24 protein-coding genes are annotated in these 25,573 nt (G+C 47.4%); 9 read left to right on the top strand and 15 right to left on the bottom strand.

Going from position 1 to position 25,573, the window contains the following annotated elements:
* Positions 1 to 120: 120 nt before the first annotated feature.
* Complete coding sequence (locus AC5YB3_RS11225) at positions 121 to 1,461, bottom strand: M48 family metallopeptidase (protein WP_494527128.1); 1,341 nt, start codon at positions 1,459 to 1,461, stop codon at positions 121 to 123.
* A 207-nt stretch (positions 1,462 to 1,668) separates the two neighbouring features.
* Positions 1,669 to 2,304 carry a hypothetical protein gene (locus AC5YB3_RS11220; protein ID WP_494527127.1) on the bottom strand — a complete coding sequence of 212 codons (636 nt, stop codon included), beginning with the start codon at positions 2,302 to 2,304 and terminating at the stop codon, positions 1,669 to 1,671.
* A gap of 403 nt (positions 2,305 to 2,707) precedes the next feature.
* Here AC5YB3_RS11220 and AC5YB3_RS11215 point away from each other — a divergent pair, with 403 nt between their 5' ends.
* Positions 2,708 to 3,139 carry a VOC family protein gene (locus tag AC5YB3_RS11215; protein ID WP_107403188.1) on the top strand — a complete coding sequence of 144 codons (432 nt, stop codon included), beginning with the start codon at positions 2,708 to 2,710 and terminating at the stop codon, positions 3,137 to 3,139.
* A 3-nt stretch (positions 3,140 to 3,142) separates the two neighbouring features.
* Here AC5YB3_RS11215 and AC5YB3_RS11210 read toward each other — a convergent pair whose 3' ends face one another.
* Positions 3,143 to 3,406, bottom strand: a complete 264-nt coding sequence (locus AC5YB3_RS11210) for a hypothetical protein (RefSeq protein ID WP_413488266.1) — start codon at positions 3,404 to 3,406, stop codon at positions 3,143 to 3,145.
* Positions 3,407 to 3,483: 77 nt separating this feature from the next.
* Complete coding sequence (locus tag AC5YB3_RS11205; RefSeq protein WP_011982065.1) at positions 3,484 to 4,110, bottom strand: DUF3157 family protein; 627 nt, start codon at positions 4,108 to 4,110, stop codon at positions 3,484 to 3,486.
* A 233-nt stretch (positions 4,111 to 4,343) separates the two neighbouring features.
* On the opposite strand from AC5YB3_RS11205, the gene AC5YB3_RS11200 reads away from it, so the two are divergent.
* Positions 4,344 to 4,736 carry a DUF1090 domain-containing protein gene (locus tag AC5YB3_RS11200; protein ID WP_259544542.1) on the top strand — a complete coding sequence of 131 codons (393 nt, stop codon included), beginning with the start codon at positions 4,344 to 4,346 and terminating at the stop codon, positions 4,734 to 4,736.
* Positions 4,737 to 4,762: 26 nt separating this feature from the next.
* Here AC5YB3_RS11200 and AC5YB3_RS11195 read toward each other — a convergent pair whose 3' ends face one another.
* The gene (locus AC5YB3_RS11195) at positions 4,763 to 5,341 is read right to left on the bottom strand and encodes a TonB-dependent receptor (protein ID WP_494527126.1); all 579 of its coding nucleotides are present in this window, start codon (positions 5,339 to 5,341) and stop codon (positions 4,763 to 4,765) included.
* Between the two features lie 208 nt (positions 5,342 to 5,549).
* On the opposite strand from AC5YB3_RS11195, the gene AC5YB3_RS11190 reads away from it, so the two are divergent.
* Entirely contained in the window at positions 5,550 to 6,815 is a 1,266-nt protein-coding gene (locus AC5YB3_RS11190) for a mechanosensitive ion channel family protein (protein ID WP_011848200.1), read from the top strand.
* Between the two features lie 37 nt (positions 6,816 to 6,852).
* Here the strand turns inward: AC5YB3_RS11190 and AC5YB3_RS11185 are convergent, their stop codons facing one another.
* Positions 6,853 to 7,476, bottom strand: a complete 624-nt coding sequence (locus AC5YB3_RS11185; RefSeq protein WP_494527125.1) for a LysE family translocator — start codon at positions 7,474 to 7,476, stop codon at positions 6,853 to 6,855.
* 26 nt (positions 7,477 to 7,502) lie between these two features.
* Positions 7,503 to 8,066, bottom strand: a complete 564-nt coding sequence (locus AC5YB3_RS11180; protein ID WP_413495866.1) for a lysophospholipid acyltransferase family protein — start codon at positions 8,064 to 8,066, stop codon at positions 7,503 to 7,505.
* A gap of 401 nt (positions 8,067 to 8,467) precedes the next feature.
* On the opposite strand from AC5YB3_RS11180, the gene AC5YB3_RS11175 reads away from it, so the two are divergent.
* Positions 8,468 to 8,920 carry a YybH family protein gene (locus tag AC5YB3_RS11175; protein ID WP_006083706.1) on the top strand — a complete coding sequence of 151 codons (453 nt, stop codon included), beginning with the start codon at positions 8,468 to 8,470 and terminating at the stop codon, positions 8,918 to 8,920.
* Positions 8,921 to 8,993: 73 nt separating this feature from the next.
* Here the strand turns inward: AC5YB3_RS11175 and AC5YB3_RS11170 are convergent, their stop codons facing one another.
* Positions 8,994 to 9,797: an NRDE family protein gene (locus tag AC5YB3_RS11170; RefSeq protein WP_494527124.1), complete on the bottom strand. Its 804-nt coding sequence runs from the start codon at positions 9,795 to 9,797 to the stop codon at positions 8,994 to 8,996.
* 61 nt (positions 9,798 to 9,858) lie between these two features.
* Entirely contained in the window at positions 9,859 to 11,535 is a 1,677-nt protein-coding gene (locus AC5YB3_RS11165) for a ZIP family metal transporter (RefSeq protein ID WP_494527183.1), read from the bottom strand.
* Between the two features lie 532 nt (positions 11,536 to 12,067).
* Here AC5YB3_RS11165 and AC5YB3_RS11160 point away from each other — a divergent pair.
* A complete protein-coding gene (locus tag AC5YB3_RS11160; protein ID WP_011848195.1) occupies positions 12,068 to 12,661 on the top strand; it encodes a YhgN family NAAT transporter in 594 nt (197 codons plus the stop codon).
* Between the two features lie 316 nt (positions 12,662 to 12,977).
* The gene (locus tag AC5YB3_RS11155; RefSeq protein WP_494527123.1) at positions 12,978 to 15,587 is read left to right on the top strand and encodes an immune inhibitor A domain-containing protein; all 2,610 of its coding nucleotides are present in this window, start codon (positions 12,978 to 12,980) and stop codon (positions 15,585 to 15,587) included.
* 81 nt (positions 15,588 to 15,668) lie between these two features.
* Here AC5YB3_RS11155 and AC5YB3_RS11150 read toward each other — a convergent pair whose 3' ends face one another.
* Positions 15,669 to 16,244, bottom strand: a complete 576-nt coding sequence (locus AC5YB3_RS11150; protein WP_107946211.1) for a chorismate--pyruvate lyase family protein — start codon at positions 16,242 to 16,244, stop codon at positions 15,669 to 15,671.
* A 115-nt stretch (positions 16,245 to 16,359) separates the two neighbouring features.
* On the opposite strand from AC5YB3_RS11150, the gene AC5YB3_RS11145 reads away from it, so the two are divergent.
* Together AC5YB3_RS11145 and rlmF are read left to right on the top strand one after the other, a co-directional pair.
* Positions 16,360 to 16,782, top strand: a complete 423-nt coding sequence (locus tag AC5YB3_RS11145; RefSeq protein ID WP_012586415.1) for a flagellar basal body-associated protein FliL — start codon at positions 16,360 to 16,362, stop codon at positions 16,780 to 16,782.
* Between the two features lie 58 nt (positions 16,783 to 16,840).
* Positions 16,841 to 17,938: a 23S rRNA (adenine(1618)-N(6))-methyltransferase RlmF gene (rlmF, locus tag AC5YB3_RS11140; RefSeq protein ID WP_494527122.1), complete on the top strand. Its 1,098-nt coding sequence runs from the start codon at positions 16,841 to 16,843 to the stop codon at positions 17,936 to 17,938.
* A 73-nt stretch (positions 17,939 to 18,011) separates the two neighbouring features.
* On the opposite strand, the gene AC5YB3_RS11135 is transcribed toward rlmF, so the two are convergent.
* The 4 genes from AC5YB3_RS11135 to moeA all read right to left on the bottom strand — a co-directional run bounded on the left by AC5YB3_RS11135 (position 18,012) and on the right by moeA (position 21,080).
* Positions 18,012 to 18,269, bottom strand: coding sequence for a putative hemolysin (locus AC5YB3_RS11135; protein ID WP_427614811.1), 258 nt, complete (start codon positions 18,267 to 18,269; stop codon positions 18,012 to 18,014).
* A gap of 17 nt (positions 18,270 to 18,286) precedes the next feature.
* Positions 18,287 to 18,949 (bottom strand): Bax inhibitor-1 family protein, encoded by a 663-nt coding sequence (locus AC5YB3_RS11130; protein WP_006084906.1) that lies wholly within the window; start codon positions 18,947 to 18,949, stop codon positions 18,287 to 18,289.
* Positions 18,950 to 19,048: 99 nt separating this feature from the next.
* A complete protein-coding gene (gene moeB, locus AC5YB3_RS11125; protein ID WP_006084908.1) occupies positions 19,049 to 19,816 on the bottom strand; it encodes a molybdopterin-synthase adenylyltransferase MoeB in 768 nt (255 codons plus the stop codon).
* A gap of 10 nt (positions 19,817 to 19,826) precedes the next feature.
* The gene (moeA, locus tag AC5YB3_RS11120) at positions 19,827 to 21,080 is read right to left on the bottom strand and encodes a molybdopterin molybdotransferase MoeA (protein WP_445782964.1); all 1,254 of its coding nucleotides are present in this window, start codon (positions 21,078 to 21,080) and stop codon (positions 19,827 to 19,829) included.
* Between the two features lie 349 nt (positions 21,081 to 21,429).
* Here moeA and ftnA point away from each other — a divergent pair, with 349 nt between their 5' ends.
* Complete coding sequence (ftnA, locus tag AC5YB3_RS11115) at positions 21,430 to 21,966, top strand: non-heme ferritin (RefSeq protein ID WP_006083664.1); 537 nt, start codon at positions 21,430 to 21,432, stop codon at positions 21,964 to 21,966.
* Positions 21,967 to 22,060: 94 nt separating this feature from the next.
* Here ftnA and AC5YB3_RS11110 read toward each other — a convergent pair whose 3' ends face one another.
* Positions 22,061 to 25,285: an EAL domain-containing protein gene (locus AC5YB3_RS11110; RefSeq protein WP_494527121.1), complete on the bottom strand. Its 3,225-nt coding sequence runs from the start codon at positions 25,283 to 25,285 to the stop codon at positions 22,061 to 22,063.
* Positions 25,286 to 25,573 lie beyond the last annotated feature (288 nt).

Raw genomic sequence — 25,573 nt, 5'->3', positions numbered from 1 at the left:
TTTTAAGGCTAAATCAGGGTTAGCAAGATAAAGAAAAGGCACAAACATAATTTTGTGCCTTTTTACTATTTCCTCAGTGGAAGCAGCCTTCAGTCGATGTCTAATTGAGTTAACTCAGGTTTAGCCTTGGCAATCTACTGGCAGATATTCGTCGGGAATGTCGCTACTGCTGCACACCCAAGTAATATTACTTTGCTCATCAACTTGTGGCGAAAGATAGACTTCGTAGCCTTGATAATCACCGAGCGCTTCGCCTCCAACAAATCCGACTATGCCATCGGAATAGAGATTGAAGGTCGACAACTGCTCGTCGGTAAACCCGAGCACTTCTAACTCAGTTGGCCAAGCTTTATTACCTTGGTAGTAATGTGTTAGTACTTCCGTTATCGGAGCTAATGACTGATGCAACTGGTCAATATGTTCAATGGCGAGTGCGGCATCGGGGACTGTGGCAGGCCCTGTGTTCATTTGCGGCGCCATGATAACTGGATCGGTATAGCTGCTGGCTGCACTCATCTTTTCTTGATATTGCTTGTACGCTGGCAACGCAACTGCGGCTGCAACACCAATAATCGCAGCAAAAATAATGAGTCCACCGCCTGCTGTGCCCATGCGCGGCATAAAGAGGCTAAATACAAACGCCCATGCACTACGTGATGGCGGCGTGTATTCCGTTCCTTGTGCTTTGGCGTCGACTCTTGCCATACGCTTAGTCAGCCAAGGATAGCTGCCGTTAAGCTCGTGCAGTGACATCCAAAAACCACTCGATTCGCGAGCTTGGCGGATATATTGATCCACATTCATACGTTTCCATTGCTCTACGCCAGCGGCTAAAACGGCGACGGCATTGGTGGCAGAACGTAAGCTGTTGCAGCAACGTAACCCGTGGAGATCGCAGGTATATTCGCAGGCGCGAGAATAAGCCGCACCCACTAAAGGCAACCAAGTGGCGAAGACTAAAAAGGGTGCCTTGCCAATATGATTGCGGCGAATATGGCCTAGTTCGTGGCCGATATAGAAGTTAAGTGCATCTTTATCGGACTCAAGCGCATCCACAATCGATGAAAATAGCACTATATAGTTACGGCCGAGGAAGCGGGTTGCCAGCGCGTTGAGCATGCCATCGGCGGCCAGCAAGTAAGCCCGTGGTGGCTCTTTCATTTCTAAACGATCGCAGCATGCTAAATATTGTTTATGTAATTCAGGGAATTGCTCTGCATTGATTTCGACAGCTGTACCTTTTAGGTAGCTGATAAAAGCAGAGTGGCTGAAAAGATAAATAATGAAAAACATCAACACATAGAGCAGGGCCATGCCCAAAGTGCCTATGATCAATGCTGCCCAGACGATCCCTGAGATAATCGCTAACAGAGTGAACAGCGATTTTTCCTTCGAATAGACAATTTCTGTCATTTGGATGGGATTATCTTTCCCTGCGGTTGCGGTAATAACTTGTTCCATGTTGATCCTTTTCCTAGTGAAGTGACAAGCGGCGTGAAAATAGTCAATTTCGCTCGAAAATTCAACCACTATCACGCGTAATGCCAAAATTAGCCGTTTTGCGATTCGGTTAAATCAGCATTAAGCGCAACTGGGGTAGGAAGCTTGTGTCAGCATCTTGCGGCTTTTTGCCTGTTGGCAAATGCGCTGGCTGTTTTCCAAAGGCAGTTAAGGTGCCTTTATCGCTGTGCCCGCTTTAATGGCTGCTTGAGCGAGGCTGACAATTTGCTTCTCTGCGGTATTGGAAAGGCTTTCATGAACTTTGCTTAGCTCATTCATTTGTTGACCAAGCATGTCCATTGATGTGCTCAGACTGTCGATCTCCGCCTGTATCTGAGGATCTTCATTATCGGTCGCAACATTGAGTAAAAGTTGCTGAGTTTGGCTGTTGATCGCATCGCCTTTTTGCTGCAGCAGTTCACCTATTGCCTGCATTTTTTCTCCCTGTTGCTGCATAGGCATGATGGCGGTTTTGATTTGCGCCACTATGGCGGGATCTGTGATCACGTAAGGCGTTCCTGCGGTTTTCACCCACAGATAATCGGCATGATAAGGATTGCCTTGGCGTTCAAGTTGCTCCCAATCGTCACTGTGACCAGCGCCAATAGTCATTTCGCCCTCTTGCTGAACATAAATCCATGAGAAATCTGGCTGACTTTGGCTGAGCACTGATTGGCTGAAGACTGATATACCTCCATCGGCACTGTTGCTCGTTGCTTGGCCCTTTGTTTGAGTCGCCCAAATGGCGGTTGGGATCAGAGCGAGAATAAACAGACCGCCCATAAGTTGAGTGCGCGTATTCATAGTGTTTCCTTGTATGGCTGTGTGGATCGGCGGGTTATGCCAGAGTTGCATTAGTCTGCCACAGCAGAATCTGTGCCATAAAAATTTCATATTACTTATCAATGTAATGGCTATTTAAGTGTCCGCCGATCACTGCCGAGATGGCGCTAGAGTGTCCGGCAATGTGTCCGAACAGGTTGGTGGACACGAGCTGGTTATGTAGGGATAAGCCAAAGGCTTTTTCTCAATGAGTCGTTTTTACACTCGCTCGCCAATGTTTGTTCAACCCAGCATTAGCGCTAAGTATTAAGGTCGTAATGAACGCTTTTGGGGGTATCAAGGCGAAGCAAAAGTGGTTTTGGGCTACGAAGCGTAAGAAATGACCTGTAAACTAGTGACAAAATAGCGTTAATTGAAGGTCGCCATGAAACAAGCTCTTGTGCATATTGCCTTGGTCGTAAGAGATTACGACGAGGCAATTGATTTTTATGTGAATAAATTAAAATTCGAACTGGTTGAAGACACTTATCAAGCCGAGCAAGATAAGCGCTGGGTCGTTGTTGCCCCGCCGGGTTCTAAGGGCGCGTCTATTTTGTTAGCGCGGGCTTCTAAGCCAGAGCAGTTTGATTTTATTGGTAATCAGGCGGGTGGGCGGGTGTTCTTATTCTTGAATACCGATGACTTTTGGCGTGATTATCGCCGTATGGTCGCCGATGGTGTCGAGTTTGCGCGCGAGCCGCAAGAACAAGACTACGGCACAGTCGCCGTGTTTAAAGATCTCTACGGTAACTTATGGGATTTACTGCAATTGAATGATGAGCATCCTATGGCGCACAGGTTAGCGTATCGGGAGTGAGGATTAGAAATTCACACCTAATCCTAAGGTGTAGCTCGTATCTCTCGTATTGCCTATGACGGTTTTAGTGTCGTTAAAGTCATATTTAAATGACAAATAAATCCGCTGCGTGAGCAGATATTTAAGCCCTAGGGTCGAGTTTGAGATGTAATCAATCGCTGGTATATTTGGGAAGGCAATTTGCAGATCGGCGTAGGACTCTAAAATGCCATCAAACCAATATTGTTTATAGTTAAGCGATGCCGTCCAAGCATTGAACTCTAGCACTACAAAGCAATAACATTCGCTAAAAGTACTGATAAGGGATTGAAAACTGGCTCGCAATCCCTTACTTATTCGCCGTGTTAGCGGGAGTTAATTTCGGTGATTTTGAGGTTAATTAACTGCTTCTGCCATTGAGCTTTATCTATGCCTTCGACCCAAATCACGCTGCTTTTGCGCTGCTCGCCCTTACGCAGATAGGTTTCAGGCATGCGGAAAATGGCTTCCCACACTTCGAGTTTTTCGGTTTTGAGCAAAGTGCCATTATCGGCGAAGAAGCTGGCTTCCACTTCGACTAAGGTCACGTGTTCATTGCTGGTACTGGCAAGATCGAAACTGAGTCCAAGTTTATCGCCTTTCCATTGACCTTCGGCAAAGCTGACTTTGATGCCATCTTTACCGGTTGAGCCTAGTAGCTCAGGTTGGGCAATTGCGGTGGCAGTCAAGGTGGTGACTGGCGCAGCCACAGTTTGAGTGGCGAGAGCAACACTTGGGACGCTGGCAATATTGCTTGAGGTGCTCACTGCCGTCGCTGCTAAGGCATTGGGCGCAGCTTTGGTTTCTGTGATCACATATTCCCAGGTAAAGTCGTCTTTAAGTCTGACTTGGGCGCCATTTTCTAGGGTGATTTGAGCTACGTCGGCGGCCATAACCGATGATGTTAGCAATAACAATGAGCTAAGTGCGCTAAGGCGTAATGAAGTTTGCATTAATTTTCTGGCTCCGATATCCGTCTGAGTCAATATTCTGCCCTAACATAAACAATTTGCCGCATATTAGTCACTGTCTAAGTCGTGTTTTGACGAATAAAGTGGATTTAGCTGGAAGATACTGACTCGAATACAGATTGAGCTCACTGAGTGTGGCACTATATTGATAGCGCGGTGACAGGACACAGTCAGATAGCGGCAATGATCAATGAATTAAGCGAGAGGAGATTAATATGCAGATTAAACATGGAATTTATGGCGTCGTTATTAGCTTGGCATTGAGCGCGGCAGCATGGGCCGATGAAGCCCCTAAAGTGGGCTGCGCGGCTAAGTTAGAAGCCATCAGTGCCGAACTTGCCCAAGCGAAAGCGGCGGGCAATAAGCATAAAGTTGACGGGCTCGAAAAGGCCTATTACGAAGTCTCAACCCATTGTGACGATGACAGTTTATATGCCGAGCGCGTTGCCAAAGTTTCGGCCTTAGAAGAAAAACTGACTGAGCGCCAAAATGAACTGGCCAAAGCCATAGAAGAAGGTCGTTCTATGGATAAAATCAATAAGAAACGCAATAAGGTTGCCGAAGCGGAATTGGAGCTTGCTAAGGCGCGAGCCGAGCTAACCCAATAAATTGCTCAAGCCCAGTTGCTAGGAGCTTAGCCCGCGTAACCTATGCTTAAAACTGTGGATTCTGTACTGGAGTTATAGCCCGCGCTCAGGATGAAATGTTCTGTAATGCGGTATCTTAGCCCAGCTTCTGCGCCCCAACTGGTGGTTTTATCTTCTTCCCACGTGGGTTTGCCATCGACAATTTTGGGTGAAATGTTATTCGTGTAAGACACAGTGCTGATATAGCCGCTGCCGCCCGCATAAAAGCTTAAGTCGGCAGTGAGGCTGTAGCTTAACCCTAAGCGAAAGAGGCTTTCTTGGCGATATGACAGCGCGGGTTGTGGCACTATTAAATCGGTTTCACGGCTGCGGGCATAGCCTAGGTAATAGCCCCATTGCTGGTAATTATTATCGAAATGATAGGGTGCTAATGTAATGCCGTAGAGATTGTCTGCGGCGGGAACATAATCCAGCATGAGGGCGATATAAGAAGGATTGGCGGTTTTCTCTGATTTATCTGACATTACCAATGGCTTCGAAGTGCTATATTCGGCAGCTTGAAGTGGTTGGCTTAGGCTCAATAGTCCAAAGCTAAGACAGGCTAGCGTAGATGAATAACGACTCATGGGATGATTTCCTTGGGAACAGGTTGAAGATTGTTCATTTTCCTTTGTGCTCGGTCAATTCAAAATGCTAAAATCTCTTTTAAAATAAGTGTTTGTAAATTTATTGTGTTTGGATATCAGTATTTTCTAGGGTGACATTAACCGAGGTCAACTCGGCGGTTACCTTTGTATGGGTTTGTTGCGCTAGCGCCTACGTTGGAGTGGAATTGTGGATCAGGAAATAAGGCTCGAAATTTCGGCATGGTTAGCGGGCTTTGGGATTGATAGCCAACCCTCGGACGGCATATCAACCAGCATCATGATCATTGCCTGCTTACTGCTTGCAGGCATCGCTTATTTCATTGTTCGACGCGTGGTCATACGTGCGGTCAACATGGTGATCCTCCGCTCCAAAGTCACTTGGGACGATGTGTTCATGCGTTACAAGGTGCTTGAAAAGCTGGCCATGCTAGTGCCTGCAATCGTGCTCAATCTATTAGTGCCCATCGCCTTAACCGAACATCAAATCTTAAGTAGTTTAGTCGATAGGCTGCTGAGTATTTGGCTGGTGGTGCTGATGATCCGCGCTATTTATGCGGGTTTAGATGCGGTCGATGAAATTTCAGATGTGAATCTGGTGAGTCGGCGTTTACCCGTTAAAAGCTTTGTGCAGTTAACTAAGCTGTTTTTATTCTTTGTCGGTATTATCGTTTCTATCTCAATCTTGGCCGATCAGTCCCCTGTGTACTTCCTCAGCGGCTTAGGTGTGGCGACGGGTTTTGTGATGTTAGTGTTCCGCGACACTATCTTAGGTTTCGTGGCGGGCATTCAGTTAGCGGCTAACCGTATGGTGAGCAAGGGCGACTGGATCCAGATGGACAAATACGGCGCCGACGGTGCGGTAGAAGAGGTCTCGCTGACCACGGTCAAAGTGCGCAACTGGGACAAAACCATCACTATGATCCCCGCCTATGCCTTAGTGTCGGATGCGTTTCGCAACTGGCGGGGTATGTCTGAGTCGGGTGGTCGTAGGATCAAACGCGCCATCAATATCGATATCAACAGCATTAAGTTTTTGAGCGAGGAAGAGCGCGAGCGTCTGAGTAAGATCAATTGCTTAAAAGAATATTTCCCTGCAAAGATCAACGAAATCCGTGAGTCGAATGCCAGAGTGTCTGACCTCGACATGAAAGTAAACGGTCGCCATTTGACTAACGTCGGCACCTTCCGCGCTTACCTGCAGGAATACTTACAGCGTCACGATAAAATCCATAAGGAAATGACCTTAATGGTGCGCCAATTAGCGCCGACCACTGAGGGATTACCGATCGAGGTTTATATCTTCACTAACGATACCCGCTGGGCATTTTATGAGGCCATACAAGCGGATATCTTCGACCATATTTTTGCGATATTGCCTGAGTTTGGTCTGCAGGCATTCCAAGCGCCAACGGGCAACGATATTCGCAGCTTAAAGTCGGTTAAGGTCGACTAATTTTAATGAGTGTCGACGATTGTCGGTGATTACTAATTTAGTTTCGAGAGATAAGAATCGCGGCTAAGGTAATAAAGACACCGCCGCTAGTTCTGTCAAACCAATGCAGCTTGTTGCTCGCCTTTAGGCTGGGCGCAAGCACATTGGCCATGCTGGCGTAAATCATCACAAAGCTAAAATCCACCGCGGCCCAAGTGGCTGCTAGTATCATAAGTTGCGGTAATTGCGGCGCGACAAGATCGATAAATTGCGGAAACAGCGCGGCAAAAAACAGTAAATCCTTGGGATTACTGATCCCCACCAGAAACGCCTGCTGATAAAGTTGCCTTGGCGTGCCTTTGCCTTTTAATTGGCTAACCTCAAGGGTTTGACCTTGGTTTTTGGTCAACAACAGCTTAATACCTAGAAACACTAAATAGGCCGCACCGCACCATTTTAGCAGAGTAAAACCGTATTCTGAGGCGCTGATAATGGCGCCTAATCCCGCCGCTGATGCCATCATCAATACTAATGCGGCACTCACACTGCCAAGACCAGTGGCCACGCTGCGCATCTTGCCGAAATGGATCCCGTGGGACATAGACAGCATAGCGATGGGGCCGGGCGAGATCCCAATCAATACAATGGCCAATAGATAGAGTAACCAAGTTTCGGGTTGCATGTGTGCCGCTCTAGATGGGGGAAATATTAATGCTTCGCACTCGCCACAAAATCAGGGATCACCTTAGGATGGCGGCCTTTAATGGTGCGATAAAAGCTTAAAATCTCGTGCATGTCGGTCGCGATATCACCATTGGGTTGCAGTGGCGTACGGATAACGACAGTGCGGCGGCAAAAGTCTAAGCCAACGGGAGTGATAGGCACGTGAGCCTTGCAGGCGATATGGTAGAAGCCGCATTTCCAGCGCGTCACAGGGCTACGGGTGCCTTCGGGCGCCAACGCTAGCTTATAATCGGTTTTCGACTCAAACAGCTGCACTGCGGTATCGACCAAGTTGTTGTTTTTGCGTCTATCCACTGGGCTGCCGCCAATCGCGCGGAAGAACCAGCCCCAAGGCGGGATAAAGAGTTGGTGTTTACCGAGAAAGTGAATTCGAGTGCCAAGCGCCCCACGAGCTAAGATACCCACGATGAAGTCCCAGTTACTGGTATGTGGTGCGACTATGATGATGTATTTAGCGCAGTCGGGCAGTTGGCCTTCTATCTGCCAGCCTGAAAGCTTAAGTAGCCAACGGCAAAGTGGTGTAAACATAGTTCGGTGCCCAGAGTCGAAAAATCAATAATATCATCAGCTTTTTTAGATTTTAAATTGGCTTTAGCAAGATAGTCTGTGCTGAATTCGCGATATACCCAAACAACCTCAAGATGCAGGATTCAGCGGCTGATGTTCATAGTAAGGTAACGCATTTTAGACAAGACTATTCGCGGATCTAAATAGCCAACACGGCATAAAATGCGTTGCCACATTATCAACATCAGCCGCCGGGACGGAGCGCCTAGGGCACCCCACTTCCGTGTTGCATCAATTCAAAAGGTGGTCGACATTCTTTCATTGAAGCGCCTTGAATTGGTGTACCCTAGACGCTCTGAAACTCGTATCTTGAGGTAGCTTGGGTATAATACAGTTTAACCTGATTGTAGGGGAACAATACTATGTTGAAAAATGGACTATTAAACAAGGTTAGCTGGCAGCGTGTTTTTGCGGCACTTTTACTCTTAGTGACTTGCCATGTGAGTGCGGTGCCGACGGATGAAATTACGCAGATGCTCAAAGGCCAAGAAGACGCCTGGAATCGCGGTGATCTCGATGCTTATATGCAAGGCTACTGGAAGAGCGAGCAATTGCGCTTTGTGTCTAACGGTAAGTTCCGTTTCGGTTGGGAGGATACACTTGCCGCCTATAAGAAAAATTATCCCAATAAAGAAGCGCTTGGTGAGCTGAAGTTCACGATAAAAGAAATCAAAATGCTCAGCAATTACGCCGCTATGGTCGTTGGGCGCTGGGATTTACGGCGGATAAAAGATGCCCCAACGGGCGTGTTTACCCTGTTGATTGAGAAAATTGACGATCGCTGGGTGATCACTATGGATCACAGTTCGGACTAAGCTACTACTTTAATTGAACAACAGCGCTGACTAAAGTGCGCCGTTTCAATACAAGGCTGCACAGTTGTTCAGTTTAGATTTGCGTTAATAAACAGTCTGGCTTAGTGGGTGGCTCGGCGGGCAGGGTTAAATGGAAATCCTGCTGTCCGAGCTGTCTACCTTTGCCGTCGTATCTCACTTCGGTGAAATGCATGCCGCCCTCAGCATCTTCAAGCAGAATGCTGGTGGAGCGCGTGCCATAGTCGGGGTGACGAATATAAATCGCGGCTAAGCGCCGTTCCCACTCGATCCGCACTCCCGTGTTAGGCAATTCATTATCTTGTGGTTGGGAGTCGTCTTTCATCAACTGTAACAGCGCTTGCACTTCTAGGTTGTCGGACTGATTGATCACGGCTTCTAGCGCTTGCTGTCCCTTCGCCATTTTCGGCCAAATATCATCGAGTGCACCATTGCTAATGGCATGAAACCCATCGGCGAGTTTAACTGTGTCTTTATTGATGCTGTTAAAACAATATAAGTCAGTACCTTGGCCGAAGACGAGATTGAATGGCTGATAATTGTCACTGTGTTCAATGAGCCAATTTGGGCAAATGAGCGAGCCTGAACTTAGGGTCATAGTGATGAGTTCACCGCGGCTACGCATGGCTTCTGGGTTCTTTTGCGGTACGCGCAGATTCGTCACAGCGGCGACTTGTCCCTGTTTATTCACCCCAAACCAAGTGCCGCCCGCCTGCAGATCTTTACCTGCGAGTATGTTTTCTTCCGGTGGCCAAAAGTGCGCTGGCGCGGTCGGTCTATGGTGAAACTCATCGCGGTTGGCACAGATGATTAAGGGATACTTAGGATGGGCATTAATGGCGACAAAGAGTATGCACATAGCAGGCTAAATTAATCCAAAGGTAGATTAACTTAGCCTGTCTGCTCATAAATGAACAGTGTTAGTGGTGCGAGTGCTTATCCGCTTTTACTTTATCGTGTGTATGTTCATCGGAATGATCATGGGCACTAGGCGTTTCAGCAGTGCTCTGCACAGATGTGTGCGAAGTGCTAGGTTCGTGGCTATGTGCATGTTCGTGGGAATGGCCATGCGCGTGGCTGTGCGAATGACTATGCGCATGAGCTGCCGGTTTGCTCAGCATTAAGCGGCGTAGAAATTTACGTGGGCCTAAGCGCAGTAAGCTGGCGGCAAATAATCCCGACAGGATCAGTAGCGCGACTAAGTTCACCACTTCTGGCAAAGTGAATAGGGAGAACCACAGTGGCAAACGTAGTGCTGCGACTAAACTCAGCGCAATAATACTCAGTAATATTGCCCTTTGCGGCCATGTCATTAACTTAAGCTGCGCTATGTTAAGCACAGGTGCGGCAATCAGCGGCATCATAATTGCGATAGGGCTCCAGCCACTGTAGGCCAGTGCAAGAGCCAGTACCGCAGCGCCTAAGTTGCAGAAACGCATAGGTAAAAACACGAGCAACAGCACTATAACCTGCAGCAGCGGATTGCTTAATGGCACTGAAGGATGGCCGATTAAATTCACTAGTACTAGGCTGAGTAAAATCCACGGTGCGCTGCGATCGACTAAATGTGCAAAGCCGAAACGTAGGGAATTACTGGGTAATTTAGTATGCGGATCGGTAATAGTAACGTTAGCGTGACTTAAATAAGCGCTAAGAATAAAGACCACAAGTAACTGGAATAACGCTAGCCAAGGACCGAGTAATAGGGCGGTGATCACTAAGGCTTCTGGCCCCGCTAAGCGTTGGAACCAGTGACGGGCTAAGCTGCTATCCTGCGGTGTCAGACCTAATTTAAAGCGCAGCGCCGCCGCACCATAGCTCAGCAGTAATATGGGCGCGAGTGTCAGTAGCCAAGTCATTAATTGTTCTGTGCTGTGATCATGGTGGGCATGTTCGTGGCCGCCAGAATCCATCAAGAGCAGCATCACGAGCAATCCTATGCCGAGCAAACTGCCGATACCCGCTTGGTATTCGTATTTGCCTTGCTTGTCGGTATCGTGCTGGCCGTGTGGTTGATGTAGCACCACATGCAAAATAGAACCGGTAACAAAGGCTTGTAAATAAACGGTATTTTCTAAACTGAGCTGAGTGATTAATTGCTCGCCCGCGAAGTAACCTACACCCGTAAGTAGCATCATCGCGACCAGCACTAAGCTAGCCCAGCGGGTGCCGACTTGAGGTTTGAGTAACCACCAAATGGCGAGGCCGACGGGGAGGCGATGCATAATGACCCCGAGGGCAAGTAAGATCGAACTGCCGTCTTGCTGCGCCAATACCATAGCGCCACCGTCGGTGATGGTGTGCAGTAGCAAGCCGCCAATCCCTAGGGATAAGGTGAGATTATGGGTGATTTCTGAATAACGGTGGAATAGGCGTTCGCTGGCGGTCGGTCCCCAGATGCCTAGGAATACAAAGACTACGGCTAACAAACCGCCATGCTGCAGTAGCTCTGGCAAGATGTGGATCAGCACTAATCCGCCTAATGAGACGAATATAAAGCCATCGAGCCCCTTCTGTAATCCGCTGCCCGATGAAAAGTAGCGATAAAACAGTGGCCCAATTAAGAGTGCGATACAGCTAGCAAGAAGATAGAGCATGGATTCCACGGAAAATTTGCTGAAAAAACGCCATAGTATACCAGCTGTAAGGCAAAGTGAGCAGTGACTTGCTGGCAATTTACCAAACTGACATTTTGCGCTGGGGTTTTCGGGGGCGAATTTTATTCACTTTGACCATTTTGCGGAGAAATTTTCAGATCTAAGCCGAGAAAAGGTACTATACCCAAGCTACCTGAAGATACGAGTTTCAGATCGCCTAGAGTGCTTCAATTCAAGGCGCAGCAATGACAGAATGTCGGCTACCTTTTGAATTGATGCAACACGGAAGTGAAGTGCCCTAGGCGCTCCGTCCCGGCGGGTTTTAACGCACTTTATGCTGCGTTGGTTATTTTTAACTTAGTCCACTAGGTCCGCAAATAACCGCAATCGCCATGGATGGCGTGAATGCCATTTATGCAGGAGCAATTAAGGGCCTTGCCTAAAGTGCGTTACATTCCCGCTGAATCCTGCATCTTCAGGTTGTTTGGGTATATAATATGGACTTATGTTGGCTTGGGTGTTGATACGTTAAATGGATATATTTTCTGCTGCGGTAATGTTGTTTTTGATCATGGACCCCCTGGGGAATTTGCCGATTTTTGCGTCGATTCTACGGCATATCGATCCCAAGAAACGTCGTAAGGTATTGATCCGAGAGTTACTTTTCGCCTTAGTGATCATGCTGTCTTTCCTTTATGCGGGTGAGGCCATCTTAAGTTTCTTAAATCTTCGCTCTGAATCTGTGAGTATCGCGGGCGGGATTATTCTGTTTCTTATCGCGATTAAAATGATTTTCCCCCAACCCGGCGGTGTCGTTGGACTAGCCGCGGGAGAAGAGCCATTTATCGTGCCTATGGCCATTCCCTTGATGGCAGGTCCATCGATTCTTGCGGCTTTGATCTTACTGGCGCATACCGATAGCTCACGCATGGGCGATTGGACCATAGCTTTAGTGTCTGCTTGGGGGGCAAGCGCAGTGATCTTAATGTTTTATAAACTCTTCACCCGTGTGTTGGGTGAAAAAGGCCTCACTGCGGTTGAGCGTTTGATGGGCATGGTATTGGTCATGATCTCAGTACAAATGTTCCTCGACGGTATTTCAAATTATCTAAAAACCGCCGGCTAAATTTATCTCGCTCGCTTAAAACGAAACCGCATTAACGCTGTTAATGCGGTTTTTTTATGGCAGGGATTTGGCTGGAATGCCCTCAGCATAGAGGTTTGCTGAATAAACGCTGACAAAAGTGTAAATCGTGCCAGCGAAGCAGTGTATCAAGTTGTTACTTCAACGCAGTGCTGATAATGTCAAAAACTCTGTCTCTCTATCTTGAGATGGATAAACCCTGAGTAGATGACTTATAAAGGCAAATTTGTCTTAATACAAAGAGACACTAGTCTTAATAAATAGAATGGCGTTGGCTGTTACAGTAAGGATGTTAAAAATGCGAAGTGCAAAAGGCGTGACAGCGTTTGGACTGATGTTGGCATTGATTAGCGGCGCGAGTATTGCGGCTCCGAATCATACGCCTGCTGATGCGGGTGTGATTAATAAAGATCGAATTTTATATTGGTTGATTAAACGTGGCGAAGTGGCCGCCGATGCCAGTGATAGCGTCAAGCAGGAAGCGATAGAAGCGTATATTCATCGTGCCACTTTGGCTCAACCTAAGGCGCCGCGCATCGAAGTTGAAGCCGAACATGCGCGTCTGCAAAGAGCTAAGTCATCGCAAATGATGCGCTCACCCGCACAGCGTTTACTGGTTGATGCGGATGTAAAAAAAACCGTTAAAGTACTCTCTATATTAGTGGATTTTCCTGATTTAAAACATGATAACAATGGCTTAAGTGCGGGCGATACGGCCATGTATTACCCAAGTTATCCTGCGTCCCACTACAAGGCATTACTCTTTTCGACGACTGGCTTTAATGGTCCACAGGGGCAGACGCTAGATTCGGCTTATCAATATTATCAAGCGGTTTCAGGGCAAACCTTCTCCTTTACTGGGGATGTAAAGGGTTGGTATACCGCCTCACAAAATGCCGAATACTATGGTGCTAATGATCCAGATACTCGTAGTGATTCACAGGTCGAACAATTGGTAAAAGAAGCCGTATCTCAAGCCGTCGCGAATATGTCTCCTGCAGAGTTGGCTAGCTATGATGTTGAAGACCAAAATGATTTGAACAACAACGGTAATTACAACGAGCCCGATGGCATTATCGACCATGTGATGATTTTCCACTCTAGCGTAGGCGAAGAGGTCGGCGGCGGAAAATTAGGTGCGAGTGCAATTTGGTCGCATCGATTTTTTGTCGACCAAGCAACCAATGGCTATGCGCTTCCTGGTACGGATAAAAAAGTATTCGGTTATACCATTCAGCCTATCGATGCGGCCACGGGCGTGTGTACCCACGAGTTTGGCCATGATTTAGGTCTGCCAGATGAATACGATACCACTGAAAATGATAATAAAGACGGCTCGCCTGTAGGGTTATGGTCTTTGATGTCTGGTGGAAGTTGGGCTGGCGCTATCGCTGGTGCCCAGCCGAGTGGTTTTAGTCCCTATGCGCGCTCTTACCTACAGGAAAGATATAAAGGTAAGTGGTTGAATGAACGTGAAATCAGCTTAGATAGTATTCCAAAATCTGGCATGGATGTGACCTTGAATGAGGCGGTTAATCATCAGGCGGTTAACCAGATCTCCATTCCACTTCCTCCAACGCCAATCCCCTTTAAAGCACCTTATCAGGGCAGTTATCAGTATTATTCTGGTCAAGGGGATATGCTGAATAACAGCATGAATTTCAATGTTACTTTGCCCGCAGTCACGACAGATAAACTGATCCTGAGTATGAAAGCCAGTTGGAGTATTGAACGTGACTATGACTACATGCAAGTGAAAGTGGATGGTGAGGCTATTGCGGGTAATCACACTAAGTTTAACAATGGGGTAAATAGCGCTCGTCATATTATTACTGGCGAGTCGTCTGCGATTGCTCAGGCGGAGGGCAATGATGCTTGGGTAACGTTAGAGTATGATTTATCTGCCTATTCAGGGAAAACGATTGCGGTCGAGATCAATTATGTCACCGATGACTATACCGGAGGGTCAGGTATCACTCTCGATAACATCAGCGTTAAACAAAATACCACTGAGTTCTATAGTGATAACGCCGAAGTTGCGGATAAAGTGACGTTCTATGGTTATAGTCGGATTAAGGACTCACGTCCTGATCCAAAATCCCAGTCTCGTTATATTATCCAATTGCGTAGCCATAACGGTGTCGATGCGGGTTTGCAAGCAAAAAGCTTTGATCCTGGCGTATTAGTCTGGTTAGAAAATTTGGGTTACAGAGACAATAACGTTTCAGAGCATGCTGGCCATGGCTTGATTGGCGTGATTGATGCTGACCAAAACCTGATTGGCACTCGCTCTACCGAGGTACAAATCCGCGATGCAGCCTTTAGCACAGTAAAACAAACTTTCTATGCAGGTGACAATAATCGCGATGCTGTCAGCCTGTTTGATGATAGTTTTGATTACAGCGCGCCGCTACAACCCCAGTCAGGCATGGTATTGCAGCAGTTAGGTTTGACGATGCAGGTACTATCGCAAGCCGGCAATAACAGCACAGCTGTGATTCGGTTAGCAAATGCAAATGCAAATTCTGATGCTGTAGCGCCGTTAAAAGTCAGTTTTACTAATACGGTCAATCAATTAGTTGTAAACTTCACCAGTAATATTAATGGTGGTATGGGGGCATTAACCTACGCTTGGGATTTTGGTGATGGCACCACAAGTACAGCGGCTTCGCCAACCCATACCTACGCAAGCGCAGGCTCTTATACTGTGACGCTTACAGTGACAGATGCGCAAAATACTAAGGATATTAGTAGTTTGGCAGTGACTGTTACTGCACCCGTTACGCCGCCAGTCACACCTCCGGTGACTCCGCCGGCGAATGAGAGTTCTGGCGGTGGTAGTCTAGGTTGGTTGAGCCTTGCTTTCCTTGGCTTATTGACTTGGCGTCGTCAGTTAAATATTCGCTAAGTGAATCGCGTAATAGCAGATCAAAAATGCCTCTAATTTAGAGGCATTTTTATTTGTCATCAGTCATTAGTGCAGCTTTGGCTAAAGCTCGGATTCAAGCTTACGGATAGCTTGCTCGGCCGCAGGCAGAAAGATTTCACTGACAATCATTTCGTGTTCACCGTGGTGAAAATAGCGGCGGCGTCCCCAGAGTTCATGTTCGACACTCTGATCTAAACTTTCGGCTAAATGCGCTAGGCGACTACAGGTCTCAAAACTGGCGACTTCGATTCTGCCAGGGACAAAATGATCTTGGCTAAACAGTAGTTCACCTAAGGGGCGGGTGCCCAGCCCTAAAAAATCCGCTTGGCGCTCGGCCATTAACTTTTCGGGGATCAAGGTTCTGGCAAACACCCAAGGGATTGAGTCGAGGCAAAGTAACACTTCGCGGATCCATACTGAGCCTTGCTGGGGATATTCGCCATCTAAGGGCGCATGCAGTCCTTCGCCAAGGACTTTGACTTCAAATTGAGTGCAGCAAGTTTTGAGTTTTTGAGTTAGGCTGCCTGTAGCTAGCAACCATTCTTTCAAGGGCGATTTTGGGAGTTTGTCGGCTAGTTCGGCTGAAAACCACTGAATAGATTCACCATAGGGGAAGCTTAAGCTAGTCACATTCATTAAATACTCGTTACAATATAGGCAAACGTCGGCAGTTTAACATGTCGCGACGCGAGCAGATAGATTGGGAAGTTTCTTCCATTACCATTATTGTTTTAGGGAGCTGTAAGCCGCTATGAAAAAATTACTCTCAGTCTGTCTGATCTTGTTTACCAGTGTTTTCAGTGTTTATGCGGCCGATGAAAAAGAAGCGGCACCCGCGGCAACACCTACGGGTGAATACGCCTACTATGGTTTTGAGCCCGAAATCGTCACTAACTACATTTCTAACCGTAAGAAATTAGGGTTTGTGAAGATCAGCGTCGAGTTAATGGTTAAGAGTCCAGATGATTTGGTCACAGTTGAGCGTCACGATCCGCTATTACGCGCCGCGATTGTTGAAGTATTGGGTAATCAATCAGAAGAAAAGATTAAGTCACTCACTGGCCGTGAAGAAATCCGTCGTGAGTGCTTCGATATGGTCAATAATCTGCTCACCAAAGAAGCGGGCAAGGCCTTGATTGTAAACTTACTCTTTACCTCTTATCTGTACGATTAATTCATTGTATTATTCTATGGGCTGACTTATTTCGGCCCATTGCGTTACAAGAGCTGCTATGTCAAAACCTGCCGTGAAATCCGTTCCATCAGCGACTGCGAAAACCGCAACCCGTGCAGTTAACATCCGCCAAAAAGTTAAAGCACCCAAGCAGGCTAAACCTGAAGGTAAAGGCAGAGCAAAGCCAAGCAAAGACAAACCCAGAGCTGAAATCAAAAAAGCCCTGCATCCGCGTAACGCCCACTTGAATGGCTATGATTTTCCGGCGCTATACGCTGCATTCCCTCAGCTAAAAACCTTTGTGCGGCCCACGCCCTATGGCGCGCTATCGATAGATTTTGCCGACCCCTTGGCAGTCAAAACCCTTAATGCGGCGTTACTCAAACATCACTATGGAATTGGTTCTTGGGATATTCCTGAAGGAGCGTTATGTCCTCCGATCCCCGGTCGCGTCGATTATGTGCATTACGTGGCAGATCTGTTAGCCGAAGGCGATAAGTCATGTGCCATGGATAAGGCGAGGGTGCTGGATATTGGCACAGGCGCGAACGGCATTTATCCCATATTGGGCTGCCAAGTGTACGGCTGGCAATATGTTGCCTCGGATATCAATGCCCATTCACTCACCAATGTGCAGAGTATTATCGAGCAAAACCCAGTGCTGCAAGGGCGGATAAGCTTAAGATTACAGCCAGATGACAAGGCGGTCTTCAAGGGAGTTATTCAAGCCGAAGAACGTTTTGAGTTAACCCTGTGTAATCCTCCATTTCATGCCTCTATGGCCGAGGCGAGCGAAGGTACAAGGCGTAAGGTGAATAATCTACAGCTTAATCGGGGGAGCTCAGTAAAGGCTGCACCTAAGCTGAATTTCGGCGGCCAAGCGGCAGAGCTTTGGTGCCAAGGTGGAGAGCGACAGTTCTTGGCGACCATGATCCGTGAGAGTCAGATGTTTGCAGACCAATGCCTGTGGTTCACTAGCCTAGTGTCGAAGCAAGAAAACCTGAAACCTTGTTATCAAGCCTTAGCACAGTTGAACGTCGATACAGTGAAGACGATTGAAATGCAGCAAGGCAATAAAATTACGCGGGTCTTAGCGTGGAGCTTTCAGTCGGCCGCTAAGCGCAAAATCTGGCGCGCTGAACACTTAGCCCGTTAAGATTTTCAGTTTACTTAATAACAAAACAGGCGCCAATGGCGCCTGTTTTGATTAAAGGTAAAAATAACCACTGTTACTGCGGCTTTTCTTCCTGATGATCACGGCGGAATAACGCCCACTCTTCCATGGCTTCACCGTTTGGCAAGGTACAGATGCCATGCTCACCTTCGGCGGTTTTCTCTATTGCCAAGCTACCACCCTGGGAGATGCAATACTCAGAGGCGGGATTAGCAATTTTAACTTGCGCAGCAGGCTTTTCAGCTTCGCCGCAACCCACGAGTGCTACAGTTGCCAGCAGTAAAGCTGCAGCAAGCGGTAATAGGATTTTCATAGATACTCCTTGGTGACTTATTTACGCCCTAGAATCCGCAGAATGCGTAGGAATAAGTTGATGATATCCATATACAAAGCGGCTGCGCTATCGATGGCATTATCTATGGTTTTCGGAATTTGATTCGCCCGTCCCCAGTCGTAACCTATATATCCGCAGAAAATCAGCACGACGATCCAATCTAAAATCCCGTGGTGGGTATTAAAGATAAACACTTCAATCAGTTCGACGACGATGACGAGCACCAAAGCAATCGTGAGTGCGCCGGAAATTTTTTGGAAAAAGGCGGGGAAGAGTGTACCTAAACACATCATGGCAATGGTCACTAGGCCTGTGATGCGAATAGCTTCCGTCACTAACTCAGGGTCGTATTGACTGACTACCATATTGATAATTAAGCCGAAGGGGACGACTACAAAGTTGTAGCCAATAAAGCTGACGACGGGATTGCTCGATTTTTGAAACAGATAAATCCCAAAAAAACAGGAGGCAAAATAGCCAATAAAGAAAATCCAAGGATTCACGCTGGCAATCGCTTCTGGATCGATATTGGTGACCATCCAATAGTTAACCGCAAAACCCCAAATCAGCGTGAGGCCGATAACGAGGTTGTACATACCTGCGCCAACGATGGGATCGTCTGTGGTCATGCGATCAAATACACTGTTTTCCGAATCCATATGTTTTCCTTGTGATTTCCTTATGTTAACTGGTCGTTCAGCCTCACCAGCGTCGGGCTAAGTTAAGGCAAGTAAAGCCGTTTTTCAAGCGAGAATATCTTAAGCCTGAGTACCACAGACACTGCAGTTGGCGTGTTTCGGTAGTTTCATCTCACGAAACTCCATCGTCATCGCATCGATCATCAAAATGCGGCCCGCTAAGGTTTTACCCATACCAGTAATGACCTTGATGGCTTCAACCGCCTGCAAGCAACCTATCATGCCGACCACAGGGGCTAGGATGCCCGACTCGACACAGCTGAGTTGTTGCTCGCCAAATAGGGCGCTAAAGCAATGATAACAAGGTGTTTCGCTGTGATAATCGAACACAGTGACCATGCCTTCCATCCGAATTGCCGCCGCGGACACTAAGGGCACTTTATGCTTAAAACAGCTGAGGTTGAGTTGTTCGCGCACACTGACATTATCGGTGCAGTCGAGCACTAGACTGTGATCGGCGACAAGGGCGTCGATCTCATGATCATCTAATACGGCATTGATAATATTGATCTTAATAAAGGGATTGAGCTGACTCAGGCTCTGTTTGGCCGATTCGACTTTTGGCTGGCCGACATTGGCATCTTGATGCAGCACTTGGCGCTGCAGGTTAGAGAGTTCAACGTGATCAAAATCGACCAAGGTCAGCTCGCCAATCCCTGCAACTGTGAGGTATTGGCTGGCGGCGCAGCCTAATCCGCCTGCACCTATCATTAACACTTTCGCTTGTTTTAGGTGTTCTTGGCCGTCTATATCCATGGCTTTGATGGAGATCTGACGGCTGTATCTTAAGAGTTCGCTGTCGCTGAGAATATCGTCAGGCACATTCATTGAGATTTTCCTAGCAGAGCACGCTGTTAAAGGGCTCGACCGTCACTTGGGTGCCAGCGGGTGTATCCCCTTGGAATTGTTCCAATAAAACGAAACAGTTCGCTAGGCTCATTGAAGTCAACATGCCAGAACCTTGGCTACCAGTAATGGCTACCTCGAGTTTGCCCTGTGCATTACGGCTTAAAATGCCCCGTTGATATTCGACGCGGCCCGGTTGTTTACGTACCGGCGTGGTGAGAGTGGCGTCTAACATCAATGGCTCGACTGGGGTTAAACCTTGCATCTTGTTCAGTATTGGCCAAACGAGTTTGTAAAACGTCACCATAGAAGACACGGGATTCCCCGGTAAACCACAGAATACCGCCTTGCCAATTTTTCCCATGGCGAAGGGCTTGCCTGGTTTGATGGCGAGTTTCCAGAAGGTGATTTTGCCTTCTTCATCGAGAATTTGTTTCGTGAAATCCGCTTCGCCGACCGACACGCCGCCCGAAGTTAGCACCATATCTGCTTGGCTGGCGGCTTGGCGAAATGCCTGACGTATGGCTTCAGGATCATCGGCTATTACGCCTAAATCGAGCCATTCAACATTAGCGCGGCTGAGTAAACCTTGAATCGAGTAACGGTTTGAATCGTAAATTTGCCCTGGCGCGAGTTCGCTGCCAACAGGACGCAGTTCGTCACCCGTGGAGAAAAACGCCACCTTAAGTTGACGATAGACTCGCACTTGGCTGATACCAATAGTGGCTAATACGCCGAGCTCGGCGGCGCCAATTTGAATACCAGCAGTAAGTACTTTAGTGCCTTGGGTCAGCTCTTCGCCACGACAACGCACATTGGCACCTTGCGCCTTAGGATGGCGAATATGAATAATCTCACCTTCAACTTCGGCTTCTTCCTGCATTTGTACTGTGTCATAACCCGCAGGCACGGGCGCGCCCGTCATGATCCGTATGCAAGTATTAGGTTTGGCTTCACCTTCAAAACCATGGCCGGCGAACGAAGTGCCGATAAGGCGCAATGAGGTGTGATTGGTTTGCGTATTCAAGTCGACAAAACGGAAGGCGTAACCGTCCATTGAAGAGTTGTCGAAGGGTGGCAGGTCGATGCAGGAAGCGAGATCTTCCGCAAGGACGCGGCCAAGGGCATGGGGAAGCAATACGACTTCGGTGTCTGACACAGGGCTAACTTGTTCGAGCAAAAGGGGAATAGCTTGATCTGGATGCATTAAGCTAGGTTGCGAACAAGGATCGGCTTTTACGGACATGAGGGTCTGCCTTATATGCAATGGGTCGTGATGACGCTGAATGAATTTCCACCTGACTATGATTGGCTATTATGCCACGGTGATCGGCGATGGCTATGATTTGCATGTGAGTTTCTGTGATAGGCCAGTCAGTTTTTCCTGCCACTTTGGATGATAACCTAGCAATAAGTAACGCAATTTGCGCAGCTAAGTCGAAGGCTGAACGCGAGTCGCTGGACAAATGAAAATCATTTTTATCAATGAATCATTAACTTAGCTAAAAATCTAAAGGTAAATTTTGTTGCTTTTGTCGACCCCCTTGATGACAATGTGCCCCATGATTCAGTTCGAATGCAAAAGAGGATTTACTATGCTGTCAGCCACTATGATCGAAAAGTTGAATGAACAAATTAATATGGAGTTCTTCTCCTCAAATTTATACCTGCAAATGAGCGCATGGTGTGAAGATCAGGGATTTGAAGGTGCAGCTAAGTTTATGCGTGAGCACGCGGACGAAGAGATGGGCCATATGCGTCGTCTGTTCACTTACGTGAGTGAAACCGGTGGCTTACCTTTGTTAGGGGCTATCGAAGCGCCGCAGTCACAGTTTAGTTCTTTACTGGCTTTGTTCGAACTTACCTATGAGCATGAGCAGTTGATCACCAGTCAGATCAATGCCTTGGCCCATGCTGCCTTTTCGAATCAAGACTACTCAACCTTCAACTTCCTGCAATGGTATGTGGCCGAGCAGCACGAAGAAGAAAAGCTGTTCAAGTCGATTGTCGATAAGATACGTTTAGTGGGTGAAGATGGTAAGGCGCTGTTCTTTATTGATAAAGATTTAGCTAAGTTAGCCTCTAAGGGCGGCGAAAGCATAATGAACGGTCAAGGCCAACCACAGGCTTAAGCGCGTTTTATTCGCCACAAAAAAGCAGCCTAGGCTGCTTTTTTGCTATTTATTCTTCAATTCTTTTTGCTATTAGTTGCTAGCTTTCAGCATCTTAGATATTCACGCATCTATCTTGGTAATCGTGGTTGAGCAGTGCTGTGTGCTTGATGTGCAGCAAGGGGGTGATCTCGTCGAAGGGCAGTGGTTTAGAGATCAAATATCCTTGGGCGAAGTGGCAACCTAGATCCCGCAGGAAGTGCCATTGAGCCTCTGTTTCTATGCCTTCGGCTACTAATTCCATTTCGAGACTTTGCCCCATCATGACGATGGCTTTGACTAAGTTAGCATTAGCGTTACTTTCGAGGGCATTTTCCACAAAGCTACGATCGATTTTAATCACTGAAATCGGGAATTTTTTCAAATAACTCAGGGAAGAATAACCTGTGCCAAAGTCATCGATATAGATTTGCGAGCCTAAATGGCGAATAGATTCGAGCGTGCTCAAGCAGTGGCTGGCATCGCCCATCAGCATGCTTTCTGTGATCTCAATATGCACATTGCGCGGGTTCACATGGTGGCGGTTAAAGCATTCCTGCAGCACTTGGTCGAATCCCATGCCGCGGGTGTTGATACATTGGCGACCGGAAACATTAATCGCGACATTAATTTTTAAGCCACTTTTCTGCCACTGCCTGAGATCATGCATGGCTTGGTTTAGCACCCATTCGCCCAGAGGTTCTATCAGTCCGGTTTCTTCGGCAAGCGGGATAAATTGATCCGGTGGGATCAGGCCAAAGTCGGGGTCTTGCCAGCGGATAAGGGCTTCGACGCTGCAGACGACTCCAGTTTGCATATCCACTATGGGTTGATAATGCAGGGCAAATTCATTTTGTGCCACGGCGCGGCGCAGGCGTTGCTCTAACTCCATCCGAGCGAACATGGCTTCATTCATGCCCGCGGTAAAGTATTTGAAGTTGTTCCGTCCCGCATCTTTAGCTTGATACATGGCGGTTTCGGTATTGCGGGTGAGTGAGCTGGTATCCAAACCATCTTCGGGATAGACGCCGATACCAAAGCTGGCTGAAATCTGGATCTCGCGGTCATTTAAGTCAAATGGCATGCCTAAGGTTTCGATAATACGCGTTGCCATGTGTTCGATGGCGAGTTCGTTTGTCAGTCGCGGCAAAATAAGTACAAACTCATCGCCACCAATGCGGGCGATAAAGTCGGTTTTACCCGCAATGCCTTCTAAGCGTTTGGCCACATCTTTAAGTAATAGGTCGCCCGTGGCATGGCCTTGCACATCGTTGATGTATTTGAATTGGTCTAAATCTATCAGCAGAATCGCCAGTTTGCGTGAGTCATGCTGCGCCACATGGATTTCGTGCTGCAGGCGCTCATTAAACAACTTACGATTAGGCAGTCCCGTTAACGCATCGAAGTTGGCTTGATACCAAAGATCTTGCTCATATTGCTTACGCTTACTGATATCCATAAATAAACCAATGTGTTGGATTATTTGTCCTTGCTCATTTCGCACCACAGTAATGGCTAGATACTCGGGATACACTTGGCCATTTCTGCGCTTATTCCAAACCTCGCCCTCCCATTTTCCTTCTGTTTGCAGCGACTCCCACATGGTGGTGTAAAAGTGCTGCGAATGGCGGCTAGAACTGAGGATGGATGGGCTGCGGCCTTTCACCTCTTCCAATGTATAGCCAGTAATATTGCAGAAAGCCGGATTGACCAGTTCGATATGGTTATCGGCATCAGTCACCATTATGCCCTCGGCAGAATAGTCAAATACCGCAGCGGCGCGGGTGAGCGCATGGTTCGCCTTCTGCCGTTCGCTGATCATCCGGTTCATGGCGCGGGCCATGCGAGCGAGTTCATCAGTACCTGAGACGCGGATATTGATATTGAGCTTGGGATCTTCCGCCATTTGCTGCATGTCATTGGCAATCTTAGTGATTTTATCCATAAAGTTGCGAATGATCTTCTGTCCGAGCCAGAGTGTAACGGTTGCGGTGAACAGGGCTGATAACAAGTACAGGCCGAGGAAGGTCAGGGCTTGGTTTTGTTGATACTCGCTCTGTTGCGCCATGGTTTGGGTGATGTCTTTGGCGAGTTGATGCAGTTGTTCAATACGCTGGGTGGTGAGCGCCCACCATTTTTGGCTGTCAATCGGATGTGGCGGCATTAGCAACTGTGTCATCGCTTGGCTTAACTTGTCCTCACTGGCTGGGACTTGCGCGATGGCGTTGATCTCCGCCATCGGCAAGCCTTGCTGCTTCAATTGCAGCAGCTTGGCCATGCTGAATTGGTATTGATCTATGCTGTCCTCAATGGTTTTCAGCGCCGGCTTAAATTTGGGGAGAAAGCGGGTCTCGTGATTGAGTTCATCTAAGTTGAGGTGAATCGTCGCCAGCGCGCTATTAAATTTTTGCAGTGAAACGTTATCGCCCTTCAGCAGATAGTCCTGAAAACTCCCCATTAAGCCACCGTAACCTAAGTTGGCATTAATATTCTGTGCCAGTGCGCTAATGCGGGTTTGCTGCTCAATTTGTTGGCTTATCTGCAGAATACGTTGATTCTCTGGCGAATCTTGTAGGTTTTGCAGTAACGATTTTCTATCGGAAATCGCTGCATTGCTCGCGTGCATCACTGCTCGGCCATATTCATACATGAAGGAGCCTATGGTGCGGTAATCATTCAGATTGAGAGAGTCGCTGAGCAGCAAATGATTGATCGCGCTACGTTCTTTTACGGCGAGTTCCTGCACCATTAGCAGGTTTAATAAATCGGTATAGGCGCGGGATTGGCTGATTTCGTTGGTTTGTAACTGCAATTGTTGAATGAGCTGTAATAGCTGAGTGTGCAGTTGACTATAGAGGTCAGTAAACGGGCTTTGTGTTTCGCTCGCAAGGGTTTGGCGTGCGTTGGCGAGTCTATGGCCCGTGAGTGTGATGGCATCTAATAATGCGTTCATCTGACTTGCTTCAATACTCTTAGGATCGAGCGCCTCACTGAGGTGGGCTAAAGGTTCGCTGTTAAGTAACGTATTGAATGCGTTGGAGGTCGCCTGTTGTTGCGCGACTAGCGCGTTATCGGCGGGCAGTTGATTGGTGCTAAGGCCATATTCGTTCTGCAACTGATACAGTAATTCAGTGATTTGTACCGTCGTCTGCACCGCAAGATGGTTGTGCTTGGCCGAGTGTGATTCATTTATTAAGCCATGCATGCGAGTCAGAATAAAAAAACTCATCATCAACAAGGGGACAAGCGAAAACAGAATGAGCTTTTGCTTCAAACTGAGGTGGTGTAGCGCTGACGGCATTAAAGATCACTCCACTCGTTCGCCTAGCTAAAAAAGAAATTCAACGTCATCACGTTGAACTTGAGTTGAAAATGGAACTAGGCACAGGGTGAGAATATTTAACATAGGCGGCCAGTCACGGCGACCTTTAGTTTATGGATATCTAATCTAGGTCACGAAATTAAGCAGATTGTTATATATCGAGCTAAGCAACTATTTTTATTAGTGTATTTTTTGCCTATCAAACAAACATTTCATTTGTCTGTGATGTGAGACAGTATTTCGTCATTCGAAAGAATGGCTTTATTT

The sequence above is a fragment of the Shewanella sp. 1311 genome, from assembly GCF_059338235.1.
The sequence above is the reverse complement of the archived record's forward strand: the minus strand, read 5'-3'. Positions and strand labels throughout refer to the sequence as shown.

Excerpts from the sequence above, each read along its gene's own strand:
- AC5YB3_RS11225 (WP_494527128.1), bottom strand. The coding sequence starts at position 1,461 with ATGGAACAAGTTATTACCGCAACCGCAGGGAAAGATAATCCCATCCAA.
- AC5YB3_RS11220 (WP_494527127.1), bottom strand. The coding sequence starts at position 2,304 with ATGAATACGCGCACTCAACTTATGGGCGGTCTGTTTATTCTCGCTCTG.
- AC5YB3_RS11215 (WP_107403188.1), top strand. The coding sequence starts at position 2,708 with ATGAAACAAGCTCTTGTGCATATTGCCTTGGTCGTAAGAGATTACGAC.
- AC5YB3_RS11205 (WP_011982065.1), bottom strand. The coding sequence starts at position 4,110 with ATGCAAACTTCATTACGCCTTAGCGCACTTAGCTCATTGTTATTGCTA.
- AC5YB3_RS11200 (WP_259544542.1), top strand. The coding sequence starts at position 4,344 with ATGCAGATTAAACATGGAATTTATGGCGTCGTTATTAGCTTGGCATTG.
- AC5YB3_RS11195 (WP_494527126.1), bottom strand. The coding sequence starts at position 5,341 with ATGAGTCGTTATTCATCTACGCTAGCCTGTCTTAGCTTTGGACTATTG.
- AC5YB3_RS11185 (WP_494527125.1), bottom strand. The coding sequence starts at position 7,476 with ATGCAACCCGAAACTTGGTTACTCTATCTATTGGCCATTGTATTGATT.
- AC5YB3_RS11180 (WP_413495866.1), bottom strand. The coding sequence starts at position 8,066 with ATGTTTACACCACTTTGCCGTTGGCTACTTAAGCTTTCAGGCTGGCAG.
- AC5YB3_RS11175 (WP_006083706.1), top strand. The coding sequence starts at position 8,468 with ATGTTGAAAAATGGACTATTAAACAAGGTTAGCTGGCAGCGTGTTTTT.
- AC5YB3_RS11170 (WP_494527124.1), bottom strand. The coding sequence starts at position 9,797 with ATGTGCATACTCTTTGTCGCCATTAATGCCCATCCTAAGTATCCCTTA.
- AC5YB3_RS11165 (WP_494527183.1), bottom strand. The coding sequence starts at position 11,535 with ATGCTCTATCTTCTTGCTAGCTGTATCGCACTCTTAATTGGGCCACTG.
- AC5YB3_RS11160 (WP_011848195.1), top strand. The coding sequence starts at position 12,068 with ATGGATATATTTTCTGCTGCGGTAATGTTGTTTTTGATCATGGACCCC.
- AC5YB3_RS11155 (WP_494527123.1), top strand. The coding sequence starts at position 12,978 with ATGCGAAGTGCAAAAGGCGTGACAGCGTTTGGACTGATGTTGGCATTG.
- AC5YB3_RS11150 (WP_107946211.1), bottom strand. The coding sequence starts at position 16,244 with ATGAATGTGACTAGCTTAAGCTTCCCCTATGGTGAATCTATTCAGTGG.
- AC5YB3_RS11145 (WP_012586415.1), top strand. The coding sequence starts at position 16,360 with ATGAAAAAATTACTCTCAGTCTGTCTGATCTTGTTTACCAGTGTTTTC.
- rlmF (WP_494527122.1), top strand. The coding sequence starts at position 16,841 with ATGTCAAAACCTGCCGTGAAATCCGTTCCATCAGCGACTGCGAAAACC.
- AC5YB3_RS11135 (WP_427614811.1), bottom strand. The coding sequence starts at position 18,269 with ATGAAAATCCTATTACCGCTTGCTGCAGCTTTACTGCTGGCAACTGTA.
- AC5YB3_RS11130 (WP_006084906.1), bottom strand. The coding sequence starts at position 18,949 with ATGGATTCGGAAAACAGTGTATTTGATCGCATGACCACAGACGATCCC.
- moeB (WP_006084908.1), bottom strand. The coding sequence starts at position 19,816 with ATGAATGTGCCTGACGATATTCTCAGCGACAGCGAACTCTTAAGATAC.
- moeA (WP_445782964.1), bottom strand. The coding sequence starts at position 21,080 with ATGTCCGTAAAAGCCGATCCTTGTTCGCAACCTAGCTTAATGCATCCA.
- ftnA (WP_006083664.1), top strand. The coding sequence starts at position 21,430 with ATGCTGTCAGCCACTATGATCGAAAAGTTGAATGAACAAATTAATATG.
- AC5YB3_RS11110 (WP_494527121.1), bottom strand. The coding sequence starts at position 25,285 with ATGCCGTCAGCGCTACACCACCTCAGTTTGAAGCAAAAGCTCATTCTG.